The following is a 19,238-nucleotide window of genomic DNA, read 5'->3' as shown; positions in this document are numbered from 1 at the left end:
CGGGGCTCCGCTCCGCTCCACTCCTCGCGCTCACTGGTGGGCCTCGCGTACCGAGCGGGGGCGCATGTCGGTCCAGACGGTGTCGACGTGGGCCAGGCACTCCTCGCGGGTGCCGGCGAAGCCGGCGTCGTGCCAGCCCGCGGGGAGGTCCCGGTCGGCCGACCAGATCGAGTACTGCTCCTCGTCGTTGCGCACGACCAGGAATCGGGGTTCGGCCATGTCAGTTCGCTCCAGGGGTGTCGGGGGTGTGCGGCTCGGCCATCGCGACGGCGATCTTGCGGGGGCCGGTGAACGGCTCCCGGCCGTGGGCGGCGGTCATGTTGTCCACCACCAGCACGTCGTCGCGCTGGTAGTCGAAGCGGACGGTGGCCGCCCGGTAGGCGGCGCGCAGGTGGTCCATGACGTCGGCGGGGATCTCGCCGCCGTCGCCGTAGTAGGTGTTCGACGGCAGGCCGTCGGCGCCGAACATGGCCAGCAGGCCCTCCTGGTAGTCCTTCGGCAGGGTGCTGAGGTGGAAGAACGTGGCGTGGTTGAACCAGCGGGGGGTGTCCGAGCCGGGCCGGTGGTGCACCACGTTCCGGACCGCCCGGGTGCGCAGGCCGTCCTTGCCGACCCACTCCACGGTGATCCCGTTCGCCACCGCGTACGCCTCGACCTCGGCCCGGTTCTCGGTGTTGAACACCTCCTGCCAGCGGGTGCCGAAGTCGCCGTGGAAGTTGCGCACCAGCATCCAGCGCCGCCGGATGAACTCCTCACGCACCGCCGGGTCGATCTCCTGGTAGACCCGGCGCACGTCGGCGAGCGGGGTGGCGCCCTGCGTCTCCGGCGCGGTGATGCAGTAGAAGAACAGGGTCAGCGGCCAGCGCGCCTGGTACGAGTTCTCGTTGTGCAGGAAGATCTCCTCGTCCGGCGGGTAGTCGGTCGAGGTGTAGACCCGGCCCTTGATGGAGTGCCGGGGCGACGAGCGCTCCGTGTAGGTCAGCGGCTCGCCGGAGAGGGCGCGGACCACCCCGTCGAAGCCGTCCACCCCGCCGACGTCGAAGCCGCGGAAGAGCAGCCCGCCGTGTTCGACGAGGGCGGCGCGCAGCTCGGCGCGCCGGGCGTCGATCAGGTCGGTCAGGGCCCGGCCGTCGTTCTCGATGACCACCGGGAGTGTGGTGATCGTGTCGCTCATGGTGCGGTGTCTCCTGTTCGTCGTGGTCAGGCGCGGGGCAGTCGCGGGATGGCCGGGATGGCCGCCGGCGCGGCGGGCTCGTCGGCGGGCTGGCTGGCGCGCAGCTCCTCGATCCGGGCGGCCAGCCCGGCCACCGTGGGGGTCTCGAAGAGGCTGCGCATCGGTAGCCGTACCCCGGTGGCCTTGCGCATCGCGGCGATGAGCTGCACCGCGACCAGCGAGTTGCCGCCGAGGGAGAAGAAGTCGTCGTCCACGCCGACCTCGGACACGCCGAGGCCGTCCCGCCAGACCTGGGCGATCACCTTCTCCAGCTCGGTCGAGGGCGCGGCCGAACCGCCGCCGGTGGCGGTCGGCGCGGAGACCGCCGGGTCGATCTCCGCCTCCAGGCTGTCCGTGGTCACCCGGGCGGCCCGCCGGCGGATGTCCGCGACGGTGCGGGTGGCGATCACCACCTGCGCGCCGAGTCCGGCGGTGAGGCTGCGACGGAACGCCTCCGCCCCGTCCACCGGCCGGATGTCCTCGGTCACCGGCGCTGCGGCGGCGTCGGCCGCGGCGGCCGGGGTTTCGGTGAGGCCCCCGGTGACCGCGCCCTGGTCCACCCGCCGCAGCACGAAGTCGCTGATCGCGACGAGTTCCCGGCCGTCGGTGTCCAGCAGGGACAGGTCGGCGGCCACCACCTCGTCGGTGGCGCTGTCGCGGTGCCGCAGGTGGCTGAGGAAGGACGCCGGCAGCGCCCCGCGCACCACGATCCGGCCGTACGACAGCGGCAGGTAGGTGCCGGAGCCCTGGCCCCGGCCGAACGCGGTGGCCACGTCCAGCAGGGCCGGGTGCAGCCCCCAGGAGGGCAGGTCGGCCAGCGCCGCGGCGGGGGCCTCGATCCGGGCCAGCTCCTCCCGGTCGGCCAGGTGGTGCTCGGCGAGCGCGGCCCAGCGTGGCCCGAAGGTGAGCATGCTGGTCCGCCCCCGGCCGAACGACGCGTCGTCGTCGACCCGCCGGCCGGCGACGGTGGGCGTACCCGCCGGCGGGGCGGGTTCCGCGGTCCAGCCGGCCGCGCCCCGGACGTGGGTACGCAGCTGGCCGGCGGCCAGGCTGGCGACGGTGAAGTCCACCCCGTCCTCGGTGGGGGTCAGCTCCACCCGGTACTGGGCGACGGTGCCGTCCGGCACCGAGAACGGCTCCAGGAAGACCACGTCGCGCAGCTCCACCGCGGCCTGCGGGCCGGGGGCGGGCAGCGCGGCGGTCACCGCGGCGCGCACCGACTCCAGGTGGGCGGTGCCCGGCACCACCGGCACCCCGCCGATCCGGTGCTCGTCGAGCAGCCAGTGGGTGCTGGCGGAGACCAGGCCGTGCAGCACGATGCCGTCCGGGCCGGCCACCTTCGTGGTCAGCACCGGGTGGTCGACCTGGCTGGTGACGGTGTCCCGGCCGGCGGCCCGGAACGCGGCCGGCGCGTTGGTCTCCACGGCCATGCCGACCTCGGCCCAGCCGCCCCAGTTCTGCGCCACCACCGGCGCACGGAAGCCGACCCCGGCCCGCGCGAACGCGTCCAGGAAGTTGTTCGCCGCGCAGTAGTCGACCTGGCCGAAACCGCCGATCACCGCGGTGATCGAGGAGCACAGCGCCACGAAGTCCAGCGGCAGGTCGCCGAAGACCTGGGCGAGGGCGAGGGTGCCGGCCAGCTTCGGGGCGAGCACCCGCTCCGCCTCGGCCCGCTCCTTGATCTCCGCCATGCCGCCGCCGGGCAGGCCGGCCGCGTGCACGACGCCGTCCAGCCCGCCGAAGCGGCTCTCGGCGGCCTCGCGTACCCGGCGCAGGTCGGTGGGGTCGGTGACGTCGGCCGCGAGCACCAGCACCTCGGCCCCGGCCGCCTCCATCCGGCGGATCGCCGCGATGGCCCGGCCGGCCCGGTCGGCGCCACCGTGCACGGCCAGGTGCTCGTCCCAGTCCTCCCGCTCGGGCAGGCCGGAGCGGGCCAGCAGCACCAGCTTGGCGCGTACCCGGCGGGCGAAGTCCTCGGCCAGGGTGATGCCGATGCCGCCGAGACCGCCGGTGATCAGGTAGCGGCCCTCCTCGCGCAGCGTGCCCGGCTCGCCCTCGGCGTCCACGGTGACCTGCTCGTACCCGGTCACCCAGCGCCGGTCGCGGCGCAGCGCCACCTCCGGGTGCTCCGGGTCGACCGGGCTGCGCAGCTCGGCGACCAGGGTGCCGGCGCCCCGCGCGGCGGCGTCCGCGTCGACCAGGCGGACGGTGAGGCCGGGCAGTTCCACCGGCAGCACCCGGGCCAGGCCGGCCAGGGTGGCGTGCTCCGGCCGGACCAGGTCGTCGCCGCGCACGTCGGCGGTGCCGGCGGTGACCAGGTCGAGGGTGCGGCCCGGCTCGTCACCGGTCAGCCCGGCGCCGGCGAGCGCCTGCACCAGGTGCAGCACGCTGAAGAAACCCCGGTCCTGGGCGGCCCAGGCGGCCTCGAGGTCCGTCCCGGCCGGCTCCCCGTCCAGGGCGAACGCGTGCACGACGCGCCGTGGCAGGTCCGCGCCGAGCGCGGCGACCAGGGCGTCGTGGTCCTCGCGGACGCCGGGACGCAGCCGGAAACCGGTGGCCGTGGCGGCGAAGGTGTCGCCGGCACGTACCTCGACCGGGTCGTCGCCGGCGGCGCGCAGCGCGGCGACCAGCGCCTCGCCGCGCGGGCCGTCGGCCAGCACCAGGCACCGGCCCAGCGGGCTGGTGGTCCGGGCCGGGGCGGCCTGGCGCCACACCGGCACCGCGAACCATTCCGGCAGCGGCCGGGGCCCGGTCTCCACCGGCGCCGCCACCTGCGCCACCGGGTCCGGGTCGACCCAGTAGCGGCGGCGCTCGAACGGGTACGTGGGCAGCGGCACCCGCCGCGCGTCCGGGTCGACGCCCAGCCGCACCGGTACGCCCGCGCACCAGAGCGCGCCGGCGCTGCCGAGCAGGGTGGCCAGGTCGCCGGTGGACTCGCCCGGGCCGGGCAGGCTGCCCAGCGGGGTGAGCTTGCGCTGTGCCTCGCCGGCCTTGGCGACCTGCATCCGGGCCAGGTTGGCCAGCTGCTTGCCAGGGCCGCACTCGAGCAGCGCCCAGGTGCCCTCGGCGAGCAGCGTGGCCACGCAGGCGCCGAAGCGGACCGGCTGGCGCAGGTGCGCCGCCCAGTACGCCGGGTCGGTGGCCTGCGCCTCGGTGATCCAGGTGCCGGTCACGTTGGACAGGAACGGCACGGCCGGCGGCCGCAGCGGCACGGTGGCCATCAGCGCGGTGAACTCGTCGAGGATCGGTTCCATCATCGGCGAGTGGAACGCGTGCGAGGTGCGCAGCACCTTGCTCTTGCCCTTGAGGGTGGCGGCGAACTCCTCGACGGCCGCCGTCTCGCCGGCCACCACGCAGGTGCCCGGGCCGTTGACGGTGGCGATGGCGAGCGCCTCGGGCAGCCGGCCGGCGACCGCCGACTCGTCCAGCGCCACGGCCAGCATCGAACCGGCGGGCAGCGAGTGCATCAGCCGGCCCCGGGCGGCCACCACCCGCAGCGCGTCCGGCAGGCTGAGCACGCCGGCCATGGTGGCGGCGACGTACTCGCCGATCGAGTGGCCGATCATCGCGGCCGGGGTCACCCCGGCCCGCTGCCAGGCGGTGGCGAGGGCGTACTCGACGGTGAACAGGGCCGGCTGGGTGTAGCGGGTCTCGGTGAGCTTCTCCCCCGCCGCCGGGTCCCGGCCGAGGATGAGGTCGCGGATGTCCAGGCCCAGCTCGGGGCGGAGCAGCTCGGCGCACTGGTCCACGGTGGCCGCGAACGTCGGGTCCTCGGCGTAGAGCTGGGCGCCCATGCCGGCGTACTGGGAGCCCTGCCCCGAAAAGAGGAAGGCCACCCGCGGGGCGGGGCCGTCGGTGACGCCCCGGTGCCCCTTGCGGGCATCGCGCAGGGCAGCGGCCGCCGCTTGGGGGTCGCCGGCGACGACGGCGGCGCGGTGCGCGTACTCCTGGCGGCCGACCCGCAGGGTGTGGGCGACGTCGGCGAGCAGCCCAGCGCCGCCGCCGGCGCTGCCGGACAGCTCGGCGCCGCCGCCGTTCTCCAAGTGGTCGGCGAGCCGGCGCACCGCGGTGTCCAGCGCGGTGGGGGTCTTCGCCGACACCTGGAGCAGGTGCGCCGGGCGGACCCGCCGCTCGGCCCGGTACGCGGCCGGCGCCTCCTCCAGCACCACGTGCGCGTTGGTGCCGCCGATGCCGAAGGAGCTCACCCCGGCCCGGCGCGGCGCCCCGTCGGTGTCCCACTTGGTCAGCGTGTTCGCCACGTAGAACGGGGTGTCGGCGAAGTCGATCGCCGGGTTCGGGGTCTCGTAGTTGATGGTCGGCGGGATCAGGCCGTGCTCCATGGCGAGCACCGTCTTGATCACGCTGACGATTCCGGAGGGCTGGCTGAGGTGGCCGATGTTGGACTTCACCGAGCCGATGCCGCACCAGCCCCGGTCCTCGGTGTCCTTGCCGTAGACCGCGGAGAGGGCGGAGATCTCGATCGGGTCGCCCAGCGCCGTGCCGGTGCCGTGCGCCTCCACGTAGCCGATGGTGCGCGGGTCGATGCCGGCCAGGCCGACCGCCTGGGCGACCGCCTCCATCTGGCCGTCGATGCTGGGAGCGGTGAAGCCGACCTTGCCGGCGCCGTCGTTGTTGATCGCGTTGCCGAGCACCACCGCGCGGATGGTGTCGCCGTCAGCGATGGCGTCGGAGAGGCGCTTGAGCAGGGTCACCCCGACGCCGCTGCCCCACACCGTGCCGTTGGCGCCGGCGTCGAACGGGCGGCACCGCCCGTCCGGGGAGGTGAAGCCGTCCATGCCCAGGTAACCGACGTGCGGCAGCTCGATGTTGACGCCGCCGGCGAGCGCCATGTCGCACTCGCCGTTGCGCAGCGCCTCGCAGGCCAGGTGGAACGCGACCAGCGAGGTGGAGCAGGCGGTGTGCACGGTCAGGCTCGGCCCGCGCAGGTCCAGCCGGTACGACACGTTGGTGGCCACGTAGTTCGGGGAGTTGCCGGTGGCGATGGAGACCGCGCCGTGCGGGCTGCCGCCGACCCGCTTGTTACGCAGCACGTACTTGTGCAGGTAGGTGTTGCCGCCGGTGCCCGCGTACACGCCGACCGCGCCGTCGTAGCGGGCCGGGTCGTAGCCGGCGTCCTGCAGCGCGGTGTAGCAGCTCTCCAGGAACAGCCGGTGCTGCGGGTCGGTGATCTCGGCCTCGCGGGCGGTCATCCCGAACAGGCCGGCGTCGAACTCGTCGTAGCCGTCGACCAGCGGGGCCCGGTTCACCCAGCCCGGGTCGTCGACCTCCTCGGCGGAGGCGCCCCGGGCGAGCTGCTCCTCGCGGGTCAGCTCGGTGACCGACTCCACGCCGTCGACCAGGTTGCGCCAGAACTCCGCGAGGTCGGCGGCGCCGGGCAGGCGGGCGGCGAGCCCGACGATGGCGATCGGTTCGATGCCGTCGTCGGTGGGGTGCTCGGTGGCGATGTCGTTGTTCATCGGGGTCGTCCTTTGGTCACGCGGGTGCCGGGGTGGCCGGCGGGGAGGGTTGCGGCGTCACTGGTGTGGTCGTCGGGGCGGGGTACGGCGGGCCCGGCCGCGGCGGGCGGCGGCGCGCAGCGCGGCGCGGGCCAGTTCCGGCCGGTCGGCGGTGCCGTCGAGGCTGGCGGCGAGGGCCCGTACGGTCGGGTGGCGGAACAGGTCGAGCATGGTGATGGAGCGGCCGGTGGCCGCGGTGAGCCGGGCGTGCACCGCGGCGAGGGCCATCGAGTGGCCGCCGATGTCGAAGAAGTTCTCACCGACCCCGACCCGGTCCTTGCCGAGCACCTCCCGCCAGATCCCGGCGATCAGCTCCTCGGTTTCGGTGAGCTCGTCGGGCCCGACGGGAAGCGCGGCCCGGGCCGGCTCGGCGGCGGCGACGGTCATCGCGCCGAGGGCCGACACCCGGACCGCCGGCCGCGGCAGCTCGGCGGCGACCCGGTCGGCCGGCGCGTCCGGGTCGGCGGCCAGGGCGCCGACCAGGTCGGCCAGGTCGGCCAGGAGCCCCTCGATCCGGTCCGCCTCGAACAGGTCCGGGTTGTGCACCACCTCGACCCCGGCCCGGCCGGCCCGTTCCACCACGTAGACGGTGATGTCGAAGGGCGAGCCGGGCTTCGGCACCGGCACCGGCTCGACGGTCAGGCCGGCGAGGGCGAGGCGGGGCGGCACGAAGTTGAGCACGTTGAACAGCACCTGCACCAGCGGGGCGCGGGAGGTGTCCCGGCCGACGCCGAGCGCCTCGACGATCCGCTCCAGCGGGGCGCCGGGGTGCGTGGTGACCTCGTGCAGTTCGGCGGCGCAGCGGTCCACCAGCTCGGCGAAGCTGGCGCCGCCGCTGCGGACCCGGACCGGCACGGTGTCGATGAAGAAGCCGATGACGTCGTCGAACGCGGCCAGCCGCCGGTCGGCGACGATCGCGCCGAGCACGTGGTCGTCGGCCCCGGTGAGCCGGCGCAGCAGCTCACCGAAGCCGGCCAGCAGCACCGCGGCGACCGTGGTGCCGCGCCGGGCGGCCAGCTCGCGGACCGCCCGGTCGGCGTCCGCGGCGAGCACCACCGCCGCCTCCGCGCCGGCGTAGGTCTGCACCGCCGGTCGGGGCCGGTCCCGGGGCAGGTCGAGCAGGGTCGGCGCGCCGGCCAGGTGCTCGGTCCACCAGGCCAGGTCGGTGGTGCCCCGGCGGCGGTCCCGGTCGGCCCGCCAGACCGCGTAGTCGGCGTACGTGGCGGGCAGCGCGGGCAGGGTCGGCGGCGCGCCGGCGACCGCACGGGCGTACGCGGTGGCGAGGTCGTCGTAGAGCAGCGCCTCGGACCAGCCGTCGAAGACCGCGTGGTGCATGGTCATGGCGAGGACGTGCTCGTCGGCGCCGACCCGGTAGACGGTCAGCTGCCAGGGTGGCCCGGTGGCCAGGTCGAAGGCGTGCCCGGCCCCGGCGGCCAGCAGGGTGGCCAGCTCCGCCTCGGCGTCGCCGGCACCGGTCAGGTCCACCACCGGCACGGCCACGTCGGTAGGCTCCTCGCACACCGCGTACGGCACGCCGCCGGTCTGCGGGATGCGCCAGCGCAGCACGTCGTGGCGCTCCATCACGGCGCGCAGCGCCGCGCCGAGGGCGGCGGTGTCCAGCGGCCCGCGCAGCCGGTGCGCGACGGCGATGTTGTAGGGCGCGCTGGACGGGGCGAGCTGGTCCATGAACCACAGCCGCCGCTGCGGCGGGGAGAGCGTGGGCGGGTTGCCGGTGGTGAGCTCGTCAGCGCCGGCGGGGGCGGCGGCACGGACCCGGTCCACCAGCGCGGCGAAGGTGCGGCCGGTGAACAGGTCCCGGGTGTCGACCTGCCGGCCCAGCTCGGCGCGGAGCGCGGCGACCAGCCGCATCGCGGCGATCGAGTTGCCGCTGGCGGCGAGGAAGTCGCTGTCCGGGTCCGGGGCTGCGCCGAGCAGCCGGGCCCAGAGCCGCCGGACCGTGGCCTCGACCGGGTCGCCGCCGGCGACCTCGTCCACCGGGGTGTCCGCGGACCGGGCCAGGGCGCGCAGCGCCGGCCGGTCCAGCTTGCCGGTGGTCGGGCTGACCGGCAGTGCGGCCAGCCGCACCGTCCGGGCCGGCAGCATCGCGGTGGTCAGCCGGGGTCCGGCGTATGCCCGCAGCGCGTCGTCGTCGGGGGCGTCGGCCGGGGTGAGGAACGCGACCAGCTCGGTGCCGGCCGGTCCGGGCACCGCCTCCACGGCGACCCGGTCGACGCCGGGGTGCCCGGCCAGCACCGCCTCGACCTCGCCCAGCTCGATGCGCTGGCCGCGGACCTTGACCTGCCGGTCGGCCCGGCCCAGGTAGACGATCCGGCCGTCGGGCGCCTGGCGGACCAGGTCGCCGGTGCGGTAGAGCCGCTCGCCGGGCCGGTCGCCGAACGGGTCGGGGACGAACCGCTCGGCGGTGAGTCCGGGCCGGTTGAGATAGCCGTCGGCCAGGCCGGGCCCGCCGATCAGCAGCTCGCCGGTCTCCCCGGGCGGCAGGGGGCGCAGCTCGGCGTCCACCACGTACGCCCGGTGGTTGGGCAGCGGGAGGCCGATCGGCACCGGGTCGGCGTCGGCGGCGGTGAGGTCGCCGCTGACCGCCAGCACGGTCGTCTCGGTCGGGCCGTAGCCGTTGAGGAACCGCCGGCCGGGGGCCCAGCGGGCGACCAGCTCGGCGGGGACCGCCTCGCCGCCGCAGAGCACCACCCGCCAGGACGGCACGTCCGCCGGGTCGAGCAGGGCGAGCACGGTCGGGGTGATGAATCCCCAGTTCACCTCGTGCGCGGCGAGGAACCGGGCCAGCCGGACCGGGTCGGCCCGGTCGTCGGCGCCGAGCAGCTGCACCGCGCCGCCGAGCAGCAGCGGCACGAACAGGTCCATGGTGGCCGCGTCGAAGCCGAGCGAGGCGATGCCGAGGCTGCGTACGCCGGCGTCGGCGCCGGTCAGCGCGGTGACCCCGGTGACGAACTCAACCACGTTGCGGTGGGTGGTGAGCACCCCCTTGGGCCGGCCGGTCGACCCGGAGGTGAACAGCACGTACGCCGGGTCGCCCGGGCGCGCCGGGCAGGGCGCGAGCGGGGCCGGGCCAGGCAGCCCGACCGTCTTGACGACTGCTCCGGGTCGCGGCGTGGCGTCAGACACGCCGAGCCGGAGTGGTCGTCCGCCCGGCTCGTCGCCGAATTCGGTGGCCGCGGCGTCGCCGGCCACCACCCGGACGCCGGCGTCGCGGGCGATCTCGCGCAGCCGCTCGCGCGGGCCGCCCGGCTCCAGGGGCACGTAGCAGCCGCCGGCCAGGAGCACCCCGAGCACGGTGACCACCAGGTCGGGGGTGCGCCGGCCGCAGACGCCGACCCGGTCGCCCCGGCCGACGCCCCGCTCGCGCAGCGCGGCGGCCACCCCGGCGGCCTGGCCGACGAGTTCGGCGTAGGTGAGCCGCTCGTCCCACTGGCGTACGGCCACCGCGTCGGGGGTGCGGGCCGCCTGCGCGGTGATCAGGTCGGCGAGGGTCGCGTCCGGCCAGGGCAGGGCCTCGCCGTACGCGGCGCTGGCGGTCAGGATGTCGGTCACCGGTGGTCTCCCGTGGCTGGATCGGTGATCTGCAGGCGCAGTTCGCTGACGTGGCCGCGCCCCTGCGCGTCGGTCACCCAGGACTCGGCCGGGGCCGGCAGCAGCTCGCTGACCACCACGGGCACGTCCGGGCTGATCCGGTGGGCGGCGTCCACCATGGCGCACAGCGACTGCGCGTACAGCGGGCCGGTCAGGTCGACGTAGCAGGGCTTGATCTCGGTGCCGACCTTGACGAACACCCGCTCGGGCAGGCCGGTGGCCGCCCGCCACCGGCGTACCGCGAGGTAGCGGGCGGCCTCGTCGGCGTGCCCGGCCAGCCCGCAGGCGGCCGCCGTGGTGCGCCAGGTACGCCGGGCCACCACCAGCCGGTCGATGGTGATCCGGGGCGTGTGCGGCGCCGGGTCGAGCAGCTTGAAGGCGTCCAGCAGCAACGAGTCGAGCAGGCTGGCGAAGACCTCCATGAGCGGCCAGCGGGTGCCGTCCGGGAAGACCGCGGTGAGCTGGTCGCCGGCGCGCTCCACGGTGACGGCGGTGGCCGGCACCAGCCGGTCGACGTCGGCGCCGTGCGCGGTGTCGATGCCGAGTTCGCGGTCCTCGGGGCCCGTCAGCGCGTACGTGGTGCGGGTGGTCCGCCGGGGGTAGCTCTCCGGCCAGAGCACCCGCAGCCGGGCTGGGCCGAGGTCGGCGTCGAGGGCGGCCCGCAGCGCCGCCGGGTCCGGGTGGAACAGGCTGAAGACGGCGCTGTCGTAGGCGATGTGGGCCGGGTGCAGCTCGCCGAGGACGAGCAGGAAGTCGCCCCGAGCAACCGCATCGAGGGAGGCCGCGCTGAGCTGGACGTCCGGGTTGTGCAACCGGGCCGACGGCCAGCCGGGCCGCGTCGCGGGAAACAGCTGCCGGACCCGCTCGGCCAGGTCGTCGGCGCGCAGCCGCAGCTCCACCTGGTCGGCGGGCAGGTCGCGCAGGCCGAACAGCTGCGTCCACCGGTCGGTGAACGCCGCGCCGGCCCGGCCGATCGGGCCGTCCGGGGCGATCAGGGTGCCCTGGGCCAGCAGCCAGAGGTCGGCCAGCCGCACCGGGCCGTCGGCGGCCAACTCGTCGTGCAGCTCGACGAAGAGTTCGGCGCACCGGGCGGCGACCTCCACGGTGAACCACCGGGCCGTCTGGAGCACCACGGCGAGCGGGGCGGCCAGCGTGTCCAGGACGTCGGCGCCGATGCTGAACTCCAGGTCCCGGGTGGTCTCCTCGTAGCAGACGGTGCGGCCGGCGTACATCTGGCCGCTGTGCCGGGTGGCGGGCCGGCCGGTGACGGCGGTGAACTCGGTGTTCAGCGCGGCCAGAGCGGCACCGAGCCGGTCCGGGTCGCCGGTGGATGCCGACACCCCGTCCCGGGCCGCGCGGAGCCGGTCGAAGCCCGCCCTCACCTCGGCCCGCACCCGGTCGTCGCCGATGACCGCGATCCGCTCGGCGAGCACCCGCTCCGCGTCCGGGCTGACCGGCAGGTTCGCGCCCCAGCTGAGCCGGCCGCGGTCGACCCACCGGTCGAGCAGCAGGTAGACGTCGTCGGCGCCGTGCACGTCGCCGGCGGCGCGCATCCGCTCGGCCAGCTCGACTGCGGGGGTGCGTCCGTCGCAGGCGGCGAGCAGCCGGGCCTCGGTCGGGGTCAGCGCGATCGGCGGGTGCAGCGGCCAGCGCAGCTGGCGCCCCTCGACGCTCAGGTGGGGTTGCAGCGCCGGGGCCCACCAGCGGCGCACCGCCAGGTCGTCGGCGAGCCGGTCGGCGTACGCGATCAGCGCCCACGCCTCGAAGACCACCTTCCGGCGGTCGACCAGCGCCGGGCCGGGCGACAACCGGACCGTGGGCTCCTCGGGGTCGATGGTCCCCCAGCAGACCGGCCCGAAGAACCCGATGGTCTCCGCCTTGCCGCAGTACCGCTGCCAGTAGCGCAGGAGGGCGATCTCCCGCTTGCGGCGGGGCTTGTTGCGCACCGCCGGGTCGGTCCGCAGCAGGCCGTCGAGCGCGACCAGCATGTCCGGGTTCTGCCAGGTGACCGCCTCGCGCAGCAGCGGGTCGGCGGCCAGCTCGGTGGCCACCGCGGAGGACGCGTAGAACGCCTCGCGCAGCGTCTTGTCGAACAGTTCGGGGCTGCTCGTGCCGTCCATCAGCGCGTCGGCGGCGGCGGCCGCCTCGGGGGCGGCGAACCGGTCGAGCCCGTCCGCGGGGAAGCCGGCGGTGCGCAGCACCACGTCCCGCCAGACCGACCAGCCGGTCTGCCCGAGCGGCAGCAGGTGGCTCACGCGTCCTCCCCGGGCGTGTCCACGATGTGCAGTCGCAGCTCGCTGAAGTAGCGGTGGCCGGCTACGTCGGGCACCCAGGCCTGGTCCGGCGTGGGCAGCATCTCGCTGACCACCAGCGACACGCCGTCGCCGCCGTCGACCCGGGCGGCCCGGACCATGGCGCAGAACATGTTCGCGAAGGCGGGGCTGCCCAGGTCCACGAAGCAGGGCTTGGTCTCGGTGCCGAGCTTGACGTACACCTGCTCGGGCAGGCCGAGCCGGCGGCGCCAGTCCCGGACGGCGAGGAACCGCTGCCGCTCGCCGGTCGCCGTGGCCAGGCCGCTCTCCTCCACCGTGGTCCGCCAGGTCTGCCGCGCCACCACCATGTTGTCGAGGGTGATCCGGGGCGTGTACGGGGCGGCCGCGACCAGCTTGAACCCGTCCACCGCGTGCGCGCTGAGCAGCTCGGCGAAGATCTCGGTGAGCGCCCACCGCTGCCCGTCGGAGGCGGTGGCGACGAGCTGCCCGTCGACGTCGGTGACGGCGAGGTCCACGGTGGGCAGCACCCGGCCCGGCTCGCCGCCCGGGGCCGCCTGGAAGGCGAGGTGCCGGTCGGTCGGGCCGGTCAGCGACTCTGAGGTGCGGCTGGTCCGGCGCGGCCAGTCGGTCGGGAAGAGCAGCCGGATCCGCCGCTGGCCCAGGTCCTCGGCCAGCGCCGCGCGCAGCCGCTCGACGTCCGGGTGGGACGGGGTGAAGACCGCGCAGTCGAACGACGACCAGGCGGCGTGCAGCTCACCGAGGACGACGGTGTATTCGCCCCGGCGCAGCGCCTCCGCGTCGGTGGCGCAGATCTGCAGGTCGGGGCTGTGCATCACGGCGTTGGACCAGTCCGGTCGGGTGCCGGGGAAGACCTCGTCGATCCGGTCGGCCAGGTCGGCCACCCGCAGCCGCACCTCGGTGGTGCCGGGGGGCAGCGTGTCCAGCCCGAACAGCCCGGCCCAGCGGGCGGCGAACTCGGCGGCGACGTCGTCCACCGGCCGTTCCCCGCCACCCCAGAACAGCCCCTGGGCCAGGAACCACAGGTCCGCCAGGGCGACCGGGCCGTCGCCCGCCTCGGCGCGCAGCTCCTCGTAGAGCCCCCGGAACACCTCCCCGTACGCCTCGGCCAGCGCGTTGGCCATCCAGCGGGCGGCGCGCAGCAGCACGTCCAGCGGGGCGGCGAGCTCGGCCAGCAGCGGCGCGCCGAACACCACGGCCAGGTCGCGGGCGGTGTCCTCGTAGCAGATCGTCCGGCCGGCGTACATCTGCCCGGCCCGGCGGTTGGCCGCGGCGCCGGTCAGCTCGGTGAAGGTGGCGTCGAGGGCGTCGAGGGCGGCGCGCAGCCGGTCCGGGTCCCCGGCCGCGGCGGCGACGGCGTCCCGGGCGGCGCGCAGCCGGTCGAACCCGGCCTGGGCGGCCGTGCGGGCGGCCGGTTCGCCGATCGCCGCGATCCGGTCGGCGAGCACCTGCTCCGCGTCGGGGCTGACCGGCAGGGCGGCGTCCCAGGTGATCAGCTCCCGTTCCACCAGGCGGTCGAGCAGCGCGTACCCGTCCTCGGGCCGGCGCAGCCCGACGGCCGGGTCGGCCACCAGGTCGGCGGCGGATCGGTGGCCGTCGGCAGCGGCGAGCAGCGCGGCCTCCACCGGGGACAGCGGTAGCGGCGGGCGCCCGGGGCGCAGCACGGTCCGGTCGTGGACGGCGAGCTGCGGCAGCAGCATCGGGGGCCACCAGCGGCGCACCGACAGGTCCGCGCCGATCCGGTCGGCGTACGCGGCCAGCGCCCAGGACTCGAACCACACCCAGCGGCGGCCGGTGAGCTGCGCGCCGGGGCGTACCCGCACGGTCTCCGGCTGCGCTGGGTCGAGGGTGACCCAGCAGCTGGGCCCGAAGAAGCCGACCGTCTCGTTCTTGCCGCAGTAGCGCTGCCAGTACTTGAGCAGCGCCCGTTCCCGGTCCCGGCGCCGCACGTTGCGGGACGCGTCGCCGCCGCCGCGGACCAGCCCGTCCAGTGCCACCAGCGCGCCCCGGTTCTGCCAGGTCACCGCCTCGCGCAGCAGCGGGTCGGCGGCCAGTTCGCTGAGCCGGTGGGCGGCGGCGCGGACGGCCTCGTCGAACTCCTTGTCGTAGCGGTCCTCGCCGGACCCGGTGGCGAGCAGCTCGTCCGCCGCCGTGACGGCCCGGGGGGCGGAGAACAGGTCGAGGCCGGTGGCCGGGAAGCCGGTGGTACGCAGGATGGCGTCGCGCCAGACCGACCAGCCGGTGTCCCCCAGCGGCACCCGGTGCGCGCCCGCGGCGGCGCCGGCTGCGCCGCCGCCCGCCGGTACGTCGGTGGTCAGCGCGCCGGCCAGGTCGGCGCGGATCGCGGCCAGCACCTCGGGGAGCTGGTCGTGCAGGAAGAAGTGCCCGCCGTCGATCTCCCGGAGGGTGAACCCGGCGGCGGTGTGCTCCGCCCAGGCGGCACTGTGCTCGCGGGTGACCGCCCGGTCGTGGGCGCCGCTGAACGCGACGATCGGCACCGGCAGCGGCTCGCCGGGCACGTACCGGTAGCTGTCCACCCGGCCGAAGTCGGCCCGCAGCAGCGGCAGCAGCAGCTCCACCAGCTCGGGATGGTCCAGCAGTTCGGCGGGGAGGCCACCGCCCTCGCCGAGGCGGCGCAGCAGCTCCTCGTCGTCCACCCGGGACAGCCCGTCGAAGAGGCTGGGCGCGTCGACGTGCGGGGCCCGGGCGCCACCGACGTACAGGCGCAGCGGCAGCGGCCCACCGGACCGGCGCAGCTCCCGGACCACCTCGAAGCCGACCCGGCCGCCCATCGAGTGGCCGTAGATGGCGTACGGGCGGTCAGCCCGGGACGCGATGGCGGCGGCCACGTCGGCGACGTCGAAGCGCGGATCCTCGCTGATCCGGTTCTCCCGGCCGGGCAGTTGCACCGGCAGCACCTCGACGTCCGGGCCGATGCCCTCCTGCCACCGCCGGAACGCGCTGGCGCCGGCACCGGCGTAGGGCAGGCAGAACAACCGCACCGGCGCCTGGGGTCGGCTTCCGGCGGAGACGAACCAGTTCACCGCGGACCTTTCTGCACGGGGTCGATCCAGTACCGCTGGCGCTGGAACGGATAGGTGGGCAGCCCGGTACGCCGGACCGTGCCCTCGGGATGCAGGGCGTCCCAGTCGACGTCCCGCCCGGCGACCCAGTCGGCCGCCAACTCGCGCAGCGGGCCACCGTCGCCGGCGATCCGGGCCTCGGTGTCGAGCAGCACGTCCAGCGCGGCGAGCGCGCCCGGCAGGTCGGCGGCGACCGCGGCGGCCCGGTGGGCGAACGCCCGCCGGCCGAGCGCCAGGGTGGCGGCGACCTCGGGCAGCGCCGGGGCGGCGCCGGCCAGGTGGGCCCGCAGCCGGGTCAGCGCGGCCCGCAGCGCCGCCGGGGTACGCGCGGACACCGGCAGCAGCCAGGGACCGTCGCCCGGGGCGTCGAGCGGCTCGTCCGGCGGGGGCTGCTCCACCACCACGTGCGCGTTGGTGCCGCCGAGCCCGAAGGCGCTGACCCCGGCCACCCGGCGCGGGCCCTGCGGCCAGTCCCGCGCCTTGGTGGGCACGTAGAACGGGCCGGCGGCCAGGTCGATCTCCGGATGCGGGCGGGTGAAGTGCAGGTTCGGCGGGATCACGCCGTGCCGCACGGCGAGCACCGCCTTGATCAGCCCGGCGATGCCGGCGGCGGCGTCCAGGTGGCCGATGTTGGTCTTCACCGAGCCCAGCGCGCAGGAGTCGGCGGGCGCGGCGCCGGCGTACACCTCGTGCAGCGCGGCGACCTCGATGGCGTCGCCGAGGGGCGTGCCGCTGCCGTGGCCCTCGACGAAGCGGACCTCGCCGGGGGCGACCTCGGCGGTGGCGAGCGCGTTAGCGACGGCGGCGGCCTGCCCGGCCGGGCCGGGGACGGCGAAGCCGGCCCGCTCCGCGCCGTCGTTGGTGATCGCCCAGCCGGGCAGGACGGCGTAGATCCGGTCGCCGTCGGCCTGCGCGTCGGCGAGCCGGCGCAGCGCGACCACGCCCACTCCGGAGCCGAAGCCGGACCCGTTGGCGCCCTCGTCGAAGGCGCGGCACCGGCCGTCCGGCGAGGCCAGCCCGCCCGGGGTGTGCCGGTGCCGGGGCCAGGTGACGGTGACGCCGCCGGCGAGGGCGATGTCGCACTGGTAGTCGGCGAGGCTCTGCGCGGCGAGGCAGACCGCGACAAGCGAGCTGGAGCAGGCGCTCTGCGCGGCGAGGGCGGGCCCGGTCAGCCCGAGCCGGTACGCGACCTGCCCGGGCAGGTGGTCGGTGAACTGCCGGCCGATCAGCCGGGCCTCCCAGTCGTCCGGGTCCACGTCGCCGGCCACTGCGGGGTTGTCGAGCAGGTGGAAGAGGAAGTACCGGTTGGCGGAGGCGGCCGAGTAGACGCCGATCAGGCCGGGGAACCGCGCCGGATCGTGCCCGGCGTCCTCCAGCGCCTCCCAGGCGGTCTCTAGGAAGAGGCGGTGCTGCGGGTCGGTCCGGGCGGCCTCGTCGGCGCCGAACGAGAAGAACTCGGCGTCGAAGTCGGCCACCCCGTCGAGCCGACCGACCGCCCGTACGTGCCGCGGGTCGTTGCGCAGCCCCGGCCCGATGCCGAGCGCGGCCAACTCCTCGTCGGTGTGGTCGTGGACGGAGTCGACGCCGGTGCACAGGTTCCACCAGAAGGTGGCCACGTCGGGGGCGCCGGGGAACCGGCCGGCGAGCCCGACCACGGCGATCTCGTCGCCGGTGTACTCCCGGGCCGCGGCGGCCGGCGCGGCCGGCACGGGCAGCACCGGCGCGCGCACCGCCTCGGGCGGGGCGTCGAGCAGCGCTGCCTGAGCGGCCACCGTGGGGTGGTCGAACAGGCGCAGCAGCGGCAGCCGCACCCCGAAGTGCTCGGCCAGCCGCTGCTGCACCTGGCCGAGGAGCAGGGACTGCCCGCCCACGTCGAAGAAGCTGTCGGTCCGGGCGACCGCGTCCCGGCCGAGCACCGCGCACCAGATGTCGTGCACGACCTGCTCGGTGTCGCTGGTGGGGGCGGCGTCGGCGGGTACCTCGCGGGCCGGGTCGGGCAGGGCCCGCTCGTCCACCTTGCCGGTCACGGTCAGCGGGAACTCGTCGAGCACCACCACCGCGCGGGGCAGCGCGTACTCGGGCAGCGCCGTGGCGAGGGCGGCCCGCAGCGCCGTCGCGTCCGGCCGGGTCCCGTCGGCCGGTCGGGCGTACGCCAGCAGCTCGCCGTCGCGGGCGATCGCCCGTACGCCGGCCACGCCGGGCTGGGCGGCGAGCACCGCCTCGATCTCGGTCAGCTCGACCCGGTGCCCGCGTACCTTGACCTGCCGGTCGAGCCGGCCGAGGCAGACCAGCTCGCCGCCGGGCAGCCGCCGGCCGAGGTCACCGGTCCGGTACCCGCGCACCCCGTCGGCGTCCACCGTGAAGCGCTCACTGTCCTGGTTGAGGTAACCGCGGGCGAGGTGCCGGCTGCGCACCACGATCTCGCCGGTGTCGGGGGCGAGATCCACCTGGTAGCCGGGGAACGCGCCGCCGATCGGCAGTGGACCGGTGGCGACGGAGTCCACCTCGGACAGCGGCAGCGCGTACCGGGCGACGAAGGTCATCTCGGTGGCGCCGTAGCCGTTGACCAGCTCGCAGTCGGGCGCGAACCGGTCCCGGCCGCGGGCCGCGTCGGCGTACGTGGCCTGCTCGCCGCCGAGCAGGACCACCCGGACCGCGTCGAGCCGCCGGTCGCCGAGGGTGTCGAGCAGGAATCGGTAGACCGTGGGCGTGCAGTGCAGCACGGTCGCCCGGTGCCGGTCGAGCTGCTCGACGGCGTACGCGAGGCCCTGCCGGCGCAGGTCGACCGGGACCACGGCGGCGCCGGTGAGCAGTGCCGGGTACAGGTCCGGGATGGCGGCGTCGAAGCTGAACGAGGCGAGCAGGCTGAGCCGGTCGGTCGGGCCGATGGCCAGCGCGGCGATCTGGTTGTCGACGACGTGCGCCAGGTTGCGGTGGGTCTGCCCGACCGCCTTGGGCACCCCGGTGGAGCCCGAGGTGAACAGCACGTAGGCGAGCGCGTCCGGGTCGACCGGGACCGGTCGCAGCGGGGCGGGCGGCACGTCGTCCAGCGGCACCACGGTCCGGCCGTCGGCGAGCCCGCTGGCCAGCTCCCGGTGCTCGGCGGCGCAGGCGATCGCGTCGACCCCGGCGGCGGCGAGCATGTGGCGCAGCCGCTCGACCGGGAACCCCGGGTCCAGCGGCACGTACGCGCACCCGGCCGCGAGGGCGCCGAGGAGCGCCGCGACGGTCGGCGCCCCGTGCGCGGTGAGCAGGGCGACCCGGTCGCCGGGTCGGACGCCGGCGGCGGCGAGCGCGGCGGCGTGGCCCCCGGCCGCGCCGGCCAGCTCGGCGTAGCTGACCTCGTGGGTCTCGCCGAGCAGGGCCGGACGATCACCGTGCCGCGCCGCGACGTCGCCGAAGCGATTGATGATCATAGAATTTGCCATGTCAGGGGGTTGACGTTTCCCCACAGATGGCAGGCGCGCAGGATTCCACGCTTGTGATCATGATCCCCCCCAGGACTTCACAATGGATGCAGAATAAA

Annotated in this window: 7 protein-coding genes; all 7 read right to left on the bottom strand. The window is 75.9% G+C overall.

Annotation, left to right across the window (positions count from 1 at the left end; all coding sequences use genetic code 11):
• Positions 1 to 30 precede the first annotated feature (30 nt).
• Genes ACFYM6_RS32860 through ACFYM6_RS32830 form a run of 7 tightly spaced genes read right to left on the bottom strand, consistent with a single transcriptional unit; the run spans position 31 to position 19,128 of the window.
• Entirely contained in the window at positions 31 to 219 is a 189-nt protein-coding gene (locus ACFYM6_RS32860) for an MbtH family protein (RefSeq protein WP_387281353.1), read from the bottom strand.
• Position 220: 1 nt separating this feature from the next.
• Positions 221 to 1,174, bottom strand: a complete 954-nt coding sequence (locus ACFYM6_RS32855) for a TauD/TfdA family dioxygenase (protein WP_387281352.1) — start codon at positions 1,172 to 1,174, stop codon at positions 221 to 223.
• Between the two features lie 26 nt (positions 1,175 to 1,200).
• On the bottom strand, positions 1,201 to 6,690 hold the full coding sequence (locus ACFYM6_RS32850) for an SDR family NAD(P)-dependent oxidoreductase (protein WP_387281351.1): 5,490 nt from the start codon (positions 6,688 to 6,690) through the stop codon (positions 1,201 to 1,203).
• Positions 6,691 to 6,747: 57 nt separating this feature from the next.
• The gene (locus tag ACFYM6_RS32845; protein ID WP_387281350.1) at positions 6,748 to 10,299 is read right to left on the bottom strand and encodes an amino acid adenylation domain-containing protein; all 3,552 of its coding nucleotides are present in this window, start codon (positions 10,297 to 10,299) and stop codon (positions 6,748 to 6,750) included.
• Positions 10,296 to 12,593 carry a lantibiotic dehydratase gene (locus tag ACFYM6_RS32840; RefSeq protein ID WP_387281349.1) on the bottom strand — a complete coding sequence of 766 codons (2,298 nt, stop codon included), beginning with the start codon at positions 12,591 to 12,593 and terminating at the stop codon, positions 10,296 to 10,298. The genes ACFYM6_RS32845 and ACFYM6_RS32840 overlap by 4 nt, the downstream gene beginning before the upstream one ends.
• The gene (locus ACFYM6_RS32835) at positions 12,590 to 15,673 is read right to left on the bottom strand and encodes a thioesterase domain-containing protein (protein ID WP_387281348.1); all 3,084 of its coding nucleotides are present in this window, start codon (positions 15,671 to 15,673) and stop codon (positions 12,590 to 12,592) included. Before ACFYM6_RS32835 ends, ACFYM6_RS32840 begins: the two co-directional genes overlap by 4 nt.
• Entirely contained in the window at positions 15,670 to 19,128 is a 3,459-nt protein-coding gene (locus ACFYM6_RS32830; protein WP_387281347.1) for an AMP-binding protein, read from the bottom strand. The genes ACFYM6_RS32835 and ACFYM6_RS32830 overlap by 4 nt, the downstream gene beginning before the upstream one ends.
• Positions 19,129 to 19,238 lie beyond the last annotated feature (110 nt).

The sequence above is a fragment of the Micromonospora sp. NPDC006431 genome (assembly GCF_042870725.1).
Taxonomy (GTDB): Bacteria; Actinomycetota; Actinomycetes; order Mycobacteriales; family Micromonosporaceae; genus Micromonospora.
This window is presented reverse-complemented; position numbering and strand designations above follow the sequence as displayed.

Bases quoted from the DNA above. Each gene is read 5' to 3' on its own strand.
- ACFYM6_RS32860 (WP_387281353.1), bottom strand. From the start codon at position 219: ATGGCCGAACCCCGATTCCTGGTCGTGCGCAACGACGAGGAGCAGTAC.
- ACFYM6_RS32855 (WP_387281352.1), bottom strand. From the start codon at position 1,174: ATGAGCGACACGATCACCACACTCCCGGTGGTCATCGAGAACGACGGC.
- ACFYM6_RS32850 (WP_387281351.1), bottom strand. From the start codon at position 6,690: ATGAACAACGACATCGCCACCGAGCACCCCACCGACGACGGCATCGAA.
- ACFYM6_RS32830 (WP_387281347.1), bottom strand. From the start codon at position 19,128: ATGATCATCAATCGCTTCGGCGACGTCGCGGCGCGGCACGGTGATCGT.